Here is a 13,961-nt window from a genome sequence, read left to right as displayed (position 1 = left end):
TCTTATTTCGAGAAAATAATTTTTGTTTCATCCCCATCATAGGCCATTTGTCTTACGTTTACAAGGGGCGGGAATGTTAAATTTCTGTAAAAGCGAAAAGCAAAAAACCGGACTTCTTAGAGTCCGGTTTTTATAAGAGATTTATGCGCGTGCCTTGGATCCCTGCGTATTCCGCAGTTCCACGCGAATCAGCTGCCACAGCACAAAAGCAAGCACGACCATCTGTGGAATGAACGTTTCCCAGGTCGGATACATGCCAAGCCAGGATACGGAGGGCAGCCCGGTTTCCGAATGGGCGGGAATGCGATCCGAGACCTGGAGCGAATGGATACTGTCGCCGAGGAAACGGAACACCAGGTAGTAGATCAGCACCGTTGCCGCCAGGAAAAAGCCGCGCAGTGGCAGGCGGGCGCTGAGCACGATAATCGCATAAGCGAGCACGGCCAGAACGGCAATGGCGCCGGCGATTCCAAGGATCAGCTGCCCCATATCAATGGAGGAGGCCATCCCGGCATAGAAAATGGTCGTTTCCGCGCCTTCACGCAGGACGGCCAGACCGGCCAGCACGAATAGTGACCACAGGCTTCCTCGGGCCAGCGCCTGATCCATCTGGCTGCCCACGTACTTGTTCCAGGCAGCCGTGTTGGACTTGCTGTGCAGCCATTGCCCGACGGTCAGCATCATGACCACGGCCACTAGACCGGTGATGCCTTCGATCAGCTCGCGGGCGCCGCCTGAAGCCGCTTTGGAGATGGAGAAAGTGAGCACAACCGCGAGCAGGAGGCTGAGGACGAGGCCTGACCCGGCTCCGCCCCAAATCCATTTCTGGCCGCGCGTATTTCCGCTTCGCTTCAAATAAGACAGCAGGGCGGACAGCACGAGAATGGCCTCCAGGCCTTCACGGAGCAGAATCAGTGCGGCATCCCACGCGGTATATTTGTGATCGACCGCAAGCGGGGTGAGGGAGGACTTCATCGCGTCCATGACCTTTACAGCTTCATCCAGTTTGGGCGGACTGGAAAGCAGGTAGCCCGAAACAGCCGACATTTTATTTTCAATATCCGTGTAAAGGTCCGGAGCGGATACCCGCACCTCGCCTTCGACCGCCGGCCAGATGGAAATGAACTTCGTCATCTGGTCCGCCGCTTCGCTGCTGCGGCCGGCCTGCGCATCCTGGCGTGCGGTTTCGAGAATGCCCAGCGCGTCGGATAGCCGGTAATTTCCGTCACTACCGGAATCAGCGGCAGCGATTTTTCCTTCAGTATAACCGGTCATCAGCGTAACAAGCTTCTGCATTTCCTGCACGGCCTGCTCTTCGCGTACCGGCTCAGCCTGAAGGGCGATCCGCACGAGGCTGATCCCGGTTTCAAGCTGTCCGTAGACCGTGAAGTTATCGCTGCGGATCGGCGTTTCTGCCGTCGGCCATGCATCCACGATCGACTGATAGCTTCGCTTGGCCGCGCCCCAGTCCCCCGCCTGCATGGCCTTCAAGCTGTCCTGCGCCAGAGGCAGCAGCTTCTTGGCCGATTCCACGCCGCTTATGGCCGTGCCGGAAGATCCGGTCGAGCTCTCGGCTGCGGAGACGTATGCGTTGACCGCTTTGGCCAATGCAGACAGCGCGGTTTTTGCCTCCGGTCCGCCGCTTGCAAGCTTGCTCTGAGCGTCTTGAAGCGCTGCGTCGACGGCCGCGGTCAAGCCGGCATGATCCGTGTCCCCGGCTTTGACCGGCTCCCAGAGCTGTTTGAATTGGTTCAGATCCTCGCTCGCTTTGGACCATTCCTGCTGGCCCGCTTCAACCAGGGCGCTGCCAACGGAAGGCAGGAGGGAGTCCAGAGCGGAATTTTCTTCCGCTTCGGCGTGCGGGGCCAAGATGCTCAGGAGGAGCATCGCAAGGGTCAGCAGGGCGCCGAGCAGCGGGCGGTTCCATCGTCCGGTACGAGGCGTAAGGTTGCTTCGTAGCATGTGAAATCTCCTTTATGTCAATTCTGCTAGAGTTTGATATCTACGGGCTAGAGCAGCGTCTCTCCGATATAACCTCCCGAAGAGGCGCCGGGGAAGCAGGCGAACACCGCGCTTCCGACATGCTGAATATATTCGTTCAGCCGGTCGCTCTTCGCAAGCTTCTGCTGAAGGGGGATGAACTGCTTCTGCAGATCGCGCTGGAAGCAGATAAAGAGCAGTCCGGCATCCAACTGGCCGGTCTTGGCGTCAATCCCCCCCGAATAAGAATAGGACCGGCGGAGGATCTGCACGGAGCCGTCTCCGCGGGCGAGCGCCATATGCGAATTGGCCGGAATAGCCGGCGATCCGTCAGGCCCTTTGGCGGACAAGTCGACCTTGTCGAACTCGTGCTGTCCGCCAAGCGGTGCGCCGCTGGCCCGGTACCGTCCGAACGTCTCCTCCTGATCCTTCAGGGAGGATCGGTCCCACACCTCGATCCGCATCCGGATCCGGCGCACCGCCATGTAGCTGCCGCCGGCCATCCAGGCTGCGCCGCCTTCGGCCCCTGCCCAAACGACCCGGTTCATCTGCTCGCTGCTTGTCGTATCCGGATTGGCCGTGCCGTCCTTGAAGCCGAGCAGATTCCGCGGGGTTCCGCCTGCGGGGTCGGCGCTGCCGGTGCGCTGGAAGCCCTCCTGGGTCCAGCGGAGCACGGCCTTGCCGCGGGCAATGCGCGCCAGATTGCGGATGGCGTGAAACGCCACCTGCAGGTCGTCCGCGCAGGCCTGAACGGCCAAATCGCCGCCGCACCAGCGGGCGTCCAGCTGATCCCCGTTAAAGGCCGGGAGATCGCTGAAATTCGCCGGCCGCTTGGAGGCGAGCCCGAAGCGCGAATCAAACAGGGACGGCCCCGCGCCGAACGTCAGGGTCAGCCGGGAAGGCGAAAGACCTGCCGACTCTCCGGTATCCACCGGCGGCAGGTTGTGATTGGCGCTCTCTTCCCCGAGCATGGAGCCTTCGGTCATGGCTGCAGCTGCGGCGGTCCAGGCTTGAAGCAGCTTCTTCAGCTCCTTCGCATCGGTCGTGGTCACGTCGAAAGCGGCGAAGTATATGAAGTTTTGCGAGGGGGTGATAATGCCGGCCTGATGCTTCCCATAGAACGGGATGCAGTCCCCGGCGTCAGGCTGGCCGGCAACGGCCGCCGCGGTCTTCCGCTCCTTCGCGGCGAAGAGGCCGCCGATACCGGCGCCCCCGATGATCAGTCCCAGGCCGCCGGTGCCCGCCAGCCGCAACAAGTCGCGGCGGGACAGCGGTTTTTTCAAAATCGACGAATCTTTGGTTTCCTCATGCTCACGGTTTGACATGCTTTACACTCCAAGCAGGGTGCCCATATTCGACAGCGGCTCCGCCAGGGCATCCAGGTTTTGGCTGAGCTTGCGGACTTCGTCCTCTTTCAGCTCGGTGTAGCTGACGTATCCGTCGCCTTTCTTGTAGGCGTCCAGCTCTTTCTTGAGCGCATCAAATCGCTCACCGATCTGCTTTTCTAGATCCGGGTCCTTTTTGGCCAGTTCGGGCTTCAGGATTTCGTAAATTTTGGCGGCGCCTTCCACATTGGCCGCAAAATCGTACAAGTCGGTATGGGAGTACAGCTCTTCCTCGCCGGTTACCTTGGAGGAAGACACTTCGTTCAGCAGCTCAACCGCTCCGGTTACCATCAGGCTGGCGTCAATATCGACCGTCTCCACCTTGGCACGGAGCAGCTGCGCGTCCTGCAGAAGCCGGTCGGCAAAGGCTTCCTGGCCTTTGGTCGTCTTATCCTCCCACAGTCCCTTCTCGATCCGGTGGAATCCGCGCCATTCGGCGGCATCCACATCGTTCACGCGGGCGTCAATGTCGGGATCCAGATTGCCAAGCGCCTCGGCAATCGGTTCGATCCGCTCGTAATAGGAACGGGCCGGGGCGTACAGCGCCTTCGCTTCCTCGAGCTTGCCGGCTTTCACCGCTTCGGTGAATTTCTCCGTTTGCTTCACGAATTGATCGCACTGCTCCACCGCGAAGGTGCGGTAGGATTCCACGGCTGCGCTGAAATCGGCCGTCTGCGCCGCAGCTGTATCGGTACCGGCGCTTGGCGCCGATGTGTCGGTATTAGCGGCTGGCGTCTCAGTCTTTGCTTCGCTGGCAGCAGGATCCGCGCTTTCTTTCTCCGAGCAGCCTGCGAAGAGCAGGGAGGAGAGAATAATACCGGCGGGAATGATCGTATGTAACTTCAAGTTCAAAGCAGCTCCTTTTTTAAGATTATAGAATGTGTACATTTTCAGCGGCGCTGAATGTTTCTGTAACCACAAGAAAAACATCCTCTATTTCTTATAGAAGAAAGGGATGGATTAATTTGATAATGATTCTCAATTTCATTGATAGCAACATCATAATGAGTTACCGACCATGTGTCAACTGCCATTTTAAAATGCCGAAATTTCTCCCGCTGTAAGCCCTTTCAAGGCAGGTGCCTAATTTTTATGCATAACGACACCAAAGCCCGGTGCCTTACATAATATGAGTTGACTGTATCCCTTTACCTTGTTATACCATACAAACCCGAGCAAGGAGGGGTGACACCATTGAAGGGGAACGATCATAAGAGCAAATTTTTGTTGACTCATCGTGAGCGCGAAGTATTTGAACTGCTCGTTCAGGACAAAACGACACGCGATATCGCCGGTCAGTTATTTATCAGCGAGAAGACGGTCCGGAACCATATTTCCAATGTGATGCAGAAATTAAACGTCAAAGGCCGTTCTCAGGCCGTTGTCGAGCTGATCAAGCTTGGGGAATTAAAAATCTGATCGAAGCCTCTCTTGCGACCTTGGCCTTCTGCAGGATGTCTTCCTTGACGGGAAGACATGGCGGGAGGTTCTTTATTTTGTTCACTTTCCATCTTATGCGGGGATTTGGTTACATGAGAAAGGGTACCCTGTCGGGCACCCTTTGCAGATGGTTACTGTCTGATGATAAGAATGTCTTGCGGCGGTCTGCCGGTGCGTTGAATTTGGGAAATTTCGGCATTTGTCAGGTTGCGTCCAACGAGGATGAAAGAAGACGTGACGTTGTTAAAGTTGAAATTGCCCAGGTTGGCTACATTTTGGCTGCCACGGAACACGCGGAAAGATCCCTGGAAATTAATCCGTGAGAACAAAACAAGCGTCACTTGATTGCTCTGCACCGTATTTCTGAGACGGAAGCTGGAGAGAAGATTGTCGAAGCGGAAAGCTCCAAGGTCGCGGACTGCAACTCCACCGCGTCTGAACAGGATTCTGCGGCCCGTAAAATTAATGCCGGACCAAAGGGCAAGACGTACATCGCTGTTTGCCAAATATATCACTCCTTTTCTTAAGATTGATATATTCTATGCCGGCTTCACAGATTGGTATCGGACAAATGATAGCGTGCAAAAGTTTGATTTTCAAAGATTCATATGAATGAGCACGTGGGGGAGCGTAAAGCGCCCCGGCTAAGGAAAAAAACGCTATATCAAAACTTTATCGCTTCATCAAGGACATTGCATGAGATAATGAGCGAGGCAAACCAATACCATTTTTTGGGGGAATACATATTGTCAAACTATACGATTCGCCGTTTTGGCAGGGAGGATTTTCGAGCGGCCGCGGCGCTGCTGAGCCTGATCTGGTCGGAACCCGTCACCGCCAAGCAGCTGCAGGACGATGAGGAGAGCATTCCGCCGGGCCAGCTCCATTACGACGAAGAGGGGCGGCTGATGGGCTGGGATCGCCCGAAATGGGTCGCCGTTAACGGGGTAGGAGAGGTCATCGGTTACGCCATCGCCTGGCGTGCACCTTGGAACGAACCCGGCAGCCTCAACGTCACCCTTGTCGTCCATCCGGATGAACGCGGCCGCGGGGCCGGCAGGACTTTGTCCCGGGAAGTGCGCGAATGGGCGTGCTTGGTTAAGGCTTCCCGTCTCGTTTGTTTTATGGGGGAGAATGATGGAGCCTCGCTATCGTTTGCGGAACGCCGGGGCTACGTGCTGGAACGCCACACCTTTGAATCTGTGCTGGACCTGTCGTCTTTTACCGACCAAGCTTTGCTGCCAAGCATTCGCAGCGCCGAGTCATCCGGCATTATGTTCGTGACGCTGAAGGATGAGCCTGGAGAGGCGCAGGAGCGGAAGCTTCATGAGCTGTACAGGATCGCCCATCAGGACATTCCGGGATACAACGAGGATTTCCCCTGGTTTGAGGAATGGAAGAAATGGAGCATTAACCTGGCCGGCGTACGGCCGGAGTATGTACATATCGCCAAGGACGGAGACCGCTATGTCGGCGTCGTGACCCTGCAGCAGAACGAACAAACCCAGGCGATGTACCACCAGTTTACCGGTGTGCTGCCGGAGTATAGGGGCCGGCGGATCGGGCTGGCGCTGAAGCTGTTGGCCATACAAACCGCACGCGCTGCCGGTGTGCCTTATTTGCGAACCCATAACGATTCGCTGAACGGTCCCATGCTTCGCATCAACCGCGATCTGCTGGGGTTTCAGGCGGTACCCGGGAACTTCAAAATGGTCTGTTCTCTGGAATAGGGGCGGTCATAAAAACAGCAGCATAAACAACCCGATCACGATAAAAATCGAGCCGAGCACGATCGCAAGAAAGCCGCGGATCTTTTGGAGTTCAAGGTAGGATTCGCTGGGCTCCGCTTCTTCTTCTGTCTTCCAGCTTTCACTGCTCCGCCATCCCCTTCCCGGGTTCCGGCGGGTCATGATGCCGCCGCCTATCAGAATCAGCCCTAAGATGATCAGAACGAGGTCCATATCCATCAGCTCCTTTCTATATAGAACGTCTGAATGAAGCCTGCGGTTCCAGAACATCAGTAATAAGCAGTTTCATATTATTTTCCGCAATTCATAAGAAATCCCGGGAAATGAATCATGCTAGGATAATGGCAGAATCAACGAATCCTGTAAAACTTGGAGGAGGATACCCGTGGATACGAAAAACACAGCACTTCCGCAAATCGTTTCGGAAACAGAGTGGATGGACGCACGCGACAAGCTGCTCGTCAAAGAGAAGGAGCTTACCCGCGCGCTGGACGCGCTGGCCGCAGAACGCCGCAGGCTGCCGATGGTACGGATCGGCAAAAATTATATGTTCGAGGGACCAGGTGGTCCAGCGCGACTGCTTGAGCTTTTCGACGGACGCCGTCAGCTCATGGTATACCACTTCATGATGGCTCCAGGCGCCAGTCAAGGCTGCACAGGCTGCTCCTCTTTTGTCGACAACATCGGCCACCTTGCCCACCTGAATGCCCGTGATACGACCTTTATTCTGGTCTCCCCCGCGCCCCTGTCACAGATCCAGCCGTTCAAAGACCGGATGGGCTGGAATATACCCTGGTTCTCTTCAAACGGGAACGAATTCAACAATGACATGGGTGCTGGGGACGGGTTCGGCTTAAGCGTCTTTCTCCGCGATGGAGATGAGGTGTTCCGCACCTATTTCACAGCCTCCCGCGGCGTCGACCGGATCCGCGCGGACTTCAATTTGCTCGACCTGACACCCTTTGGCCGCCAGGAAACGTGGGAGGATTCGCCTGAAGGATGGCCGCAAACCCAGCCTTACATCTGGTGGCGTCTGCATGACGACTATCGTTAATCCGTTTTGATGCCACGCGATGCCGCTCAGGTTACCACTGTCGGTTTCTAGCCCGAGTTGTTTCCAAAAATGAAGGCAGCCTTTTTCTCCGACACGGAGAGAAGGGCTGCCTTGTGCTGTCTGCTGACCCGATATCAGGCCAGCTTCTTCAGCATGGCGTTGATCATGCCGGCATGCGATGCCTCATGATTAATGTTCATGACCAGCAGCTCGTCGATCGTCTCGGCTTTGGCAAAGTTGTCCGCTTTGGCGACTGGCTGATTTAGGTCGTCACCGAGCTGCTCTTGGAATACGCGAATCTGCTCGGTGAGCTGCGAAATCAGGGTATCCCACGCCGGTGCCTCGCCCTGCCAATCCGCCGGTTTCGTCCCCGAAGCAAAATAAGGGCGGTATTCAGCCGGAATGACGCCATCCTTGCCGCTATACTGGAGCACGAGCATGTCGGATATGACCAGCAAATGCCCGAGATGCCAGTGGATATTGTTGTTGAATCCGTCAGGGACGATATCCCGCTTGGATTCAGGCAGCGCGGACACCTTGTTGATGATGCCCGTGCGCACGCGCTCGATTTGGCCGAACAAATAAGCATTTCTCATTATTGTACCTCCGTCGTTCTCCGATTATGATGTAACAGTAGTTATTGTAAATCTGCCCGGCCAGGGAGGCAACCCGGGCGAACGTCCCGGAGTCTCCCAAGCGGGAACCTCTGCAGAGCATGTATTGGGAAGAACTGAGGGTCCGCAAACAATAGTCCTGATAGGGACGGCAGCTCACCCGCAGCCTGTATGCAAAATGATTGGAATGAAAAGAAAAAGTTTAAAAAATGCTTGTCGGTTAAAAGCTATACCGGTAGTTGTTACGAGTAAGGCAGTAAAGGAGTGTGGCACCATGTACAAGGTGGTTCTGGTCAGACATGGGGAAAGCGAGTGGAACCGCGAGAACCGGTTCACCGGCTGGACGGACGTCGATCTGACGGACAAAGGGGTCCAGGAAGCGATCAAGGCCGGGCATCTGCTGCAGGATATTCCCTATGAAATCGATATCGCATATACGTCCGTATTAAAGCGGGCGATCAAAACGCTGAATTATATTTTGGACGTCAACGACCTGTTGTGGATCCCGATCCGCAAATCGTGGAAGCTGAACGAACGGCATTACGGTGCGCTTCAGGGACTTAACAAAGAGGAGACGGCGAAGAAATACGGCGCGGAGCAGGTCATGCTGTGGCGCCGGAGCTACGACGTACCCCCGCTGCAGATTACGGCCGACGATGACCGCTACCCGCCCAAGGATAAGCGCTACGGCAACTTGACGAAGCAGGAGATTCCGCTGGGAGAAAGCCTGAAGGATACGATCGCACGCGTGCTCCCTTACTGGGAAGCGGAGATCGTGCCGCAGATCAAGGCGGGCAAGAAGGTGCTCGTCGTCGCGCACGGGAACAGCCTGCGGGCCTTGATGAAGGTGTTGGAAAATATCAGCGAGGAGGACATCGTGGATCTGAACATCCCGACCGCGGTGCCGATTCTGTACGAGCTGGACGACGATTTGAAGCCGCTGAACCGCCATTTTCTGGGGAGCCCGGAGCGCGTGCAGGAGAAAATCGACGTCGTCGCCAACCCGTCAAAAATTATGGAATAACGGCGTCAGGTATTGGATTTGGGTATCGGCAGCATCCATGGCATTAAGGAGTGATCTCTTGGGGAGGTGACTCCTTTGCCGTTTTTATGGTAGGTTAGTAATGCCGATATATTTAGATCGGGCACAGCTTTAGAAAGAAAGAGAAAGAAGGGAACGGCTTTGCCTTTTGTCAGATTTACAGGTTTTGAAAAGAATGTGGTGGAGACCGCCGCACCGGCCATTATCGAATGCATTTCAGGAATCGCCAACATTCCGGAAGAAATCGTCAAAATTGAGCTTTTACATGTGGAAAAAATCACAAACAGCCCCCGGTCCGTGGAAATTTTCATGTTCCCGCGCGAGGAAGAGAAGCATCATGCAATCGCCGAGAACATTAACCGGATCCTTGAGGACCTCGGATGCCCGCATACCCATATTTTCTATGTGCTGCTGAATCCGTCGCTGTATTATAAAGAGGGCCAGCCGCTGAAGCGGATTCCGGCCAAGACGCCTCCCGAAATCAGGCTGTAATCAAGCCTTCAGGAATAAATCTCTGTAAAGGAATTGGAATATAGCCCAATTCCCGCTATAATCGTATGTAGATTACGGCATGAACCAAGTCTTCATTTATTCCAAACGATAAAGGAGCAGTTGAAACCATGGCAAAAACATTGATTTTCGGGCACAAAAACCCGGACACGGACACGATCACATCGGCGATCGTATACTCTTACCTCAAAAATAAGATCGGCCATAATACGGAGCCGGTTCGTTTGGGCGCCGTCAACGGCGAAACGCAGTTTGCGCTGGATTATTTCAAAGCCGAGGCCCCTCGCCAAGTGGAAACCGTGGCTAACGAAGCAAGCGAGGTTATTCTCGTTGACCATAATGAGCGCCAGCAAAGCGCTAGCGACATCGATCAGGTGCGCGTAAGCGAGGTCATCGACCACCACCGCATCGCGAATTTCGAGACAAGCCATCCGCTGTATTACCGCGCAGAGCCTGTAGGCTGCACGGCAACGATCCTGAACAAGCTGTTCAAGGAAAAAGGCGTTGAAGTTACGCCGCAAATCGCCGGTCTGATGGTATCCGCGATCGTATCCGATACGCTCCTGCTGAAATCCCCGACCTGCACCGAGGAGGACGTAGCCGCTGCACGCGAGCTCGCCGACATCGCCGGAGTGAACCTGGAGCAGTACGGACTGGACATGCTTAAAGCGGGTGCAGATGTCAGCAGCAAGACGATTGCCGAGCTGATCTCCCTGGACGCCAAAGAATTCCAAATGGGCAGCAGCAAAGTGGAAATCGCCCAAGTGAACACGGTGGACCCTAACGACGTCCTGAACCGTCAGGCTGAACTGGAGGACGCCCTGAACGCGATCATCAGCGAGAAAGGTCTCGATCTGTTCGTGTTTGTCGTAACGGATATCCTGAACAACGATTCCGTGGCGCTGGCCCTCGGAAAATCCGCTGCTGCGGTTGAATCGGCTTATAACGTGAAGCTTGAGAACAATACGGCCGTATTGAAAGGCGTTGTGTCGCGTAAATCGCAAATCGTACCGGTGCTGACCGAAACGCTGAGCAAATAATTACATTGAACGGCTGAACAGGAGCAGGCTGATTCCTTGAAAGGGGAGGACGGCCTGCTCGTTCTATTTTTGCGATCGAAATCAAAAAACCTGTTCATCGCTGAACAGGTCTGTTGGATTAGCTTCTGTGTATCTGGGAGAAGGGATTGTGTTGCCAGTTAAGCTTCTTCGTCGTCTTCTTCATCGTCGGCTTCTTCGTCTTCGTCCTCATCCGCCTCTTCTACGAATTCGGATTCTTCCTCGTCTTCCGCCTCTTCATCTTCTTCTTCGATGTCGTCGATCTGCTCTTCCTGTTCTGCTTCTTCGTCAGCCATCAAGATGTCCAATTCCAAATGTTCCATATCTAATCCCTCCAATTTTTAAAACACTATGATTAGTGCATATTTACTATATCACCAGTCTGGTAAAAGGTTTGTCGCAATATGGGCCGGGTTCCGCATTATTTTCCGCTATATTTCGGCAAAGGATGGCGGCTGTGGCAGCTCTCCTAATGCTTTTCATTTAAGGGGGTCGACACCGAAAGGCAGATGGATTAATCTGGATTCAATTCATTCAATGCGGTTCGAAGGAGGAGACATGAAATGAGGCTGGAGACGAACAGGCTGGTCATCCGCGAGTTTGTGCCGGAAGACTGGGAGAGCGTACACCGGTACGCATCAGATCCCAAAGTTACCCGTTATACCCTTTGGGGTCCGAATACCGAGGAAGAAACGAAGGACTATGTCGCAGGCATGGAGGCGATGCAGCAGAAAGAGCCAAGGACCCATTACGAGTGGGCGGTAATCCGCAAAACGGACGGGGAGCTGATCGGCGGCTGCGGAATCAACGTCTCGGGTTCGAACGGAGAAATCGGCTATTGCTTCCATGCGGATCATTGGGGCAAAGGCTATGCTTCGGAATGCGCGAAGGCGATGCTGGAATTCGGCTTCCGGCAGCTGGGAGTACACCGGATTTATGCGACCTGCCGCCCGGAAAATATCGGGTCCGAGCGGGTCATGCAGAAGATCGGCATGCAAAAGGAAGGCTATCTCCGCGAGCATATGCCGACGAACAAAGGAGGCTTTGCGAATTCCTGGCTGTATTCGATTCTATCGCATGAATATATGCCTGAGTCGTAAACCGGGACAGTCCTATATCGGCTCGATTCATACAATCCCATGGCGCGTCGAATCCTATACTGCATACGGCGGGCACAGGCTGGCAGCCGGCTGGTTTCAACCGTCCTTTTTGAATGTAATAATTCATGGAACCGACTCACATACACAGGAGGATGACGCAGAGGATGAAGGATTGGTATGAAAAAAGCTTTGGAGAGGATTATCTCCTGGTATATAAGCACCGTGACATCGAAGGGGCAGCCCGGGAGGTCAAGACGATGATCTCCTGGCTGGACCTGCCGCCAGGGGCGCAGGTGCTCGACTTGTGCTGCGGAACAGGCAGACACTCCCTCGCACTGGTGGACGCGGGCTACCGTGTCACCGGGGTTGACCTCTCCGACGTACTGCTGCGGGAAGCCCGGAGGCTGGACACGAAGGAGCGGGTGGACTGGCGGCAGGCCGATATGCGTGAACTTCCGCTGGAAGGCGGGTTTGATGCGGTCGTCAATCTGTTTACGTCGTTCGGGTATTTCCGCGAGGACGGGGAGCAGCTTAAGGTACTCCGGGAGATTCGCCGAATGCTGAAACCCGGAGGGTGGTTTATCATCGACTTCATGAACTCTCCTTATGTCCGGAGACATCTGGTTCCGTCGTCGGAGCGGGAGGAAGAGGGGCAGCGCATCGTGGAGAAGCGCCGAATCGAAGGGGATTTTGTAATCAAGGACATCTCCATATCGGATATGCACGGCACCAAGGGCACACGGGAGTATCACGAGCGGGTGAAGCTGTACACGCGCGGCCGGCTGGAGGAAATGCTGCGGGAAGTCGGGCTCATGACAGACGAAGTGTACGGCGGCTATAATGAGGAAGTCGATTATGACGAGGGGCGCTCACAGCGGATGATTTTTGTGGGACGGCGCCTGCAGGAAGAGAAAGCATAAATGAAAGAAGGACGGGGCATTGAGTATACCCGAGATTACGCACTACGAAGACGGCATCATTCAGGTAAAGATGGCGATGTCATACCCTTTGCGCTGGGTAAACAGCTATATTCTGCGGGGGCCTTCAGGCGGGGTTACGGTGATCGATCCGGGACCACGGACCGCGGAGAATGAAGCTGCCTGGAACAAGGCATTGGATGAGCTGGGCATCCCTTTCGGGAACGTGGAGTCGGTCGCGCTTACGCACCATCATCCCGATCATTTGGGATTGTCGGGGTGGTTCCAGGAGAAGGCGGGCTGCCCGGTCCGGATGTCCGCGCGGGCGGCGGAGGAAATGCAGCGGATGTGGGGCGAGGCATCCACGATGAATGACGACCTGCCGTTATTGTTTCGGCAGCACGGCATGCCGGAGGCGTGGACAAGCCAGCTCCCCGCCCACTTGGAGAGCTTCTTCCCGCAGGTGGAGCCGCTGCCTTCGGCCCTGCCGCTGACCGAAGGGGAACCGCTGGAGATGGGCGAGCGGCGATGGATGCCCATCGAAACGTGGGGCCATGCGCCAGGCCATATGTCGCTGCTGCATGAGGAGAGCGGGGTCATGCTGTGCGGAGATGCGGTGCTGCCGCAGATCTCCCCGAACGTCAGCCTGCTGCCCGGAAGCGATCCTGAGCCGCTGCATTCGTTTCTGAACGGGCTCAGGAAGCTGCAGGGCTTCCAGGTAAAACGGGCCTATCCGGGACACCGGAATCCGTTTGACCACTTTGAGGCCCGGCTTGAAGCCCTCCTGCAGCATCACGAAGAGCGGCTGGTCCGGGTGCTGGGACGGATTCAGACGGGGCCGGCGACCGGCTTCGAGCTGTGCGCCGCCCTGTTCGGCACCGCGCTCGGCATTCACCAGATGCGCTTCGCCATGTGCGAGACGCTGGCGCATACGCAGGAGCTGGAGCGGCGCGGCCAGGTCAGGAAGATGCCGGGTGAAGACGGCATCTTCCGATATGAAGCCGCCGTTACATAGCGGCAGGAAGAGCGGGAAGGACGGCCAAGAGGCCGTCCTTGTTTGCGTTCGGAGCGCTGCATTAGTCCGGCTCCGAACCTTCTGCGTTATTTTCCTCG

The 13,961-nt window shown here is 55.6% G+C and carries 16 protein-coding genes; 9 read left to right on the top strand and 7 right to left on the bottom strand.

Features of this window, described 5'->3' with window-relative positions:
• Positions 1–141: 141 nt before the first annotated feature.
• Genes MKY74_RS29365 through efeO form a run of 3 tightly spaced genes read right to left on the bottom strand, consistent with a single transcriptional unit; the run spans position 142 to position 4,211 of the window.
• The gene (locus tag MKY74_RS29365) at positions 142–1,962 is read right to left on the bottom strand and encodes an FTR1 family iron permease (RefSeq protein ID WP_076174182.1); all 1,821 of its coding nucleotides are present in this window, start codon (positions 1,960–1,962) and stop codon (positions 142–144) included.
• Positions 1,963–2,009: 47 nt separating this feature from the next.
• Positions 2,010–3,305: an iron uptake transporter deferrochelatase/peroxidase subunit gene (efeB, locus tag MKY74_RS29360; protein ID WP_076174184.1), complete on the bottom strand. Its 1,296-nt coding sequence runs from the start codon at positions 3,303–3,305 to the stop codon at positions 2,010–2,012.
• Between the two features lie 3 nt (positions 3,306–3,308).
• Positions 3,309–4,211 carry an iron uptake system protein EfeO gene (gene efeO / locus MKY74_RS29355; RefSeq protein ID WP_076174467.1) on the bottom strand — a complete coding sequence of 301 codons (903 nt, stop codon included), beginning with the start codon at positions 4,209–4,211 and terminating at the stop codon, positions 3,309–3,311.
• A gap of 348 nt (positions 4,212–4,559) precedes the next feature.
• On the opposite strand from efeO, the gene MKY74_RS29350 reads away from it, so the two are divergent.
• The gene (locus tag MKY74_RS29350; RefSeq protein ID WP_036649309.1) at positions 4,560–4,784 is read left to right on the top strand and encodes a helix-turn-helix domain-containing protein; all 225 of its coding nucleotides are present in this window, start codon (positions 4,560–4,562) and stop codon (positions 4,782–4,784) included.
• Between the two features lie 152 nt (positions 4,785–4,936).
• On the opposite strand, the gene MKY74_RS29345 is transcribed toward MKY74_RS29350, so the two are convergent.
• On the bottom strand, positions 4,937–5,311 hold the full coding sequence (locus MKY74_RS29345; RefSeq protein WP_076174186.1) for a hypothetical protein: 375 nt from the start codon (positions 5,309–5,311) through the stop codon (positions 4,937–4,939).
• A 240-nt stretch (positions 5,312–5,551) separates the two neighbouring features.
• On the opposite strand from MKY74_RS29345, the gene MKY74_RS29340 reads away from it, so the two are divergent.
• The gene (locus MKY74_RS29340) at positions 5,552–6,535 is read left to right on the top strand and encodes a GNAT family N-acetyltransferase (RefSeq protein WP_167372915.1); all 984 of its coding nucleotides are present in this window, start codon (positions 5,552–5,554) and stop codon (positions 6,533–6,535) included.
• Between the two features lie 6 nt (positions 6,536–6,541).
• Here MKY74_RS29340 and MKY74_RS29335 read toward each other — a convergent pair whose 3' ends face one another.
• The gene (locus tag MKY74_RS29335; protein ID WP_076174190.1) at positions 6,542–6,766 is read right to left on the bottom strand and encodes a DUF6199 family natural product biosynthesis protein; all 225 of its coding nucleotides are present in this window, start codon (positions 6,764–6,766) and stop codon (positions 6,542–6,544) included.
• Positions 6,767–6,938: 172 nt separating this feature from the next.
• Here MKY74_RS29335 and MKY74_RS29330 point away from each other — a divergent pair, with 172 nt between their 5' ends.
• Entirely contained in the window at positions 6,939–7,607 is a 669-nt protein-coding gene (locus MKY74_RS29330; RefSeq protein WP_144025501.1) for a DUF899 domain-containing protein, read from the top strand.
• A gap of 134 nt (positions 7,608–7,741) precedes the next feature.
• Here MKY74_RS29330 and MKY74_RS29325 read toward each other — a convergent pair whose 3' ends face one another.
• Positions 7,742–8,203 (bottom strand): DinB family protein, encoded by a 462-nt coding sequence (locus MKY74_RS29325; protein WP_076174194.1) that lies wholly within the window; start codon positions 8,201–8,203, stop codon positions 7,742–7,744.
• Between the two features lie 292 nt (positions 8,204–8,495).
• Here MKY74_RS29325 and gpmA point away from each other — a divergent pair, with 292 nt between their 5' ends.
• The 3 genes from gpmA (at position 8,496) to MKY74_RS29310 (ending at position 10,813) form a co-directional block, all read left to right on the top strand.
• Positions 8,496–9,245 (top strand): 2,3-diphosphoglycerate-dependent phosphoglycerate mutase, encoded by a 750-nt coding sequence (gene gpmA / locus MKY74_RS29320; protein WP_076174196.1) that lies wholly within the window; start codon positions 8,496–8,498, stop codon positions 9,243–9,245.
• Between the two features lie 159 nt (positions 9,246–9,404).
• A complete protein-coding gene (locus MKY74_RS29315) occupies positions 9,405–9,755 on the top strand; it encodes a DUF1904 family protein (RefSeq protein ID WP_076174198.1) in 351 nt (116 codons plus the stop codon).
• Positions 9,756–9,883: 128 nt separating this feature from the next.
• The gene (locus tag MKY74_RS29310; protein WP_076174200.1) at positions 9,884–10,813 is read left to right on the top strand and encodes a manganese-dependent inorganic pyrophosphatase; all 930 of its coding nucleotides are present in this window, start codon (positions 9,884–9,886) and stop codon (positions 10,811–10,813) included.
• Between the two features lie 158 nt (positions 10,814–10,971).
• Here MKY74_RS29310 and MKY74_RS29305 read toward each other — a convergent pair whose 3' ends face one another.
• Positions 10,972–11,154: a hypothetical protein gene (locus MKY74_RS29305; RefSeq protein ID WP_163881492.1), complete on the bottom strand. Its 183-nt coding sequence runs from the start codon at positions 11,152–11,154 to the stop codon at positions 10,972–10,974.
• 240 nt (positions 11,155–11,394) lie between these two features.
• Between MKY74_RS29305 and MKY74_RS29300 the strand changes: the two genes are divergently transcribed.
• The 3 genes from MKY74_RS29300 (at position 11,395) to MKY74_RS29290 (ending at position 13,863) form a co-directional block, all read left to right on the top strand.
• Positions 11,395–11,931: a GNAT family N-acetyltransferase gene (locus MKY74_RS29300; RefSeq protein ID WP_076174202.1), complete on the top strand. Its 537-nt coding sequence runs from the start codon at positions 11,395–11,397 to the stop codon at positions 11,929–11,931.
• 164 nt (positions 11,932–12,095) lie between these two features.
• Positions 12,096–12,851, top strand: a complete 756-nt coding sequence (locus MKY74_RS29295) for a class I SAM-dependent methyltransferase (protein ID WP_076174204.1) — start codon at positions 12,096–12,098, stop codon at positions 12,849–12,851.
• Between the two features lie 19 nt (positions 12,852–12,870).
• The gene (locus MKY74_RS29290; protein WP_244169399.1) at positions 12,871–13,863 is read left to right on the top strand and encodes an MBL fold metallo-hydrolase; all 993 of its coding nucleotides are present in this window, start codon (positions 12,871–12,873) and stop codon (positions 13,861–13,863) included.
• The last annotated feature ends 98 nt before the right edge of the window (positions 13,864–13,961 follow it).

The sequence above is a fragment of the Paenibacillus sp. FSL R5-0378 genome (assembly GCF_038009285.1).
In the GTDB taxonomy this organism is placed as follows: domain Bacteria; phylum Bacillota; class Bacilli; order Paenibacillales; family Paenibacillaceae; genus Paenibacillus_AQ; species Paenibacillus_AQ favisporus.
The sequence above is the reverse complement of the archived record's forward strand: the minus strand, read 5'-3'. Positions and strand labels throughout refer to the sequence as shown.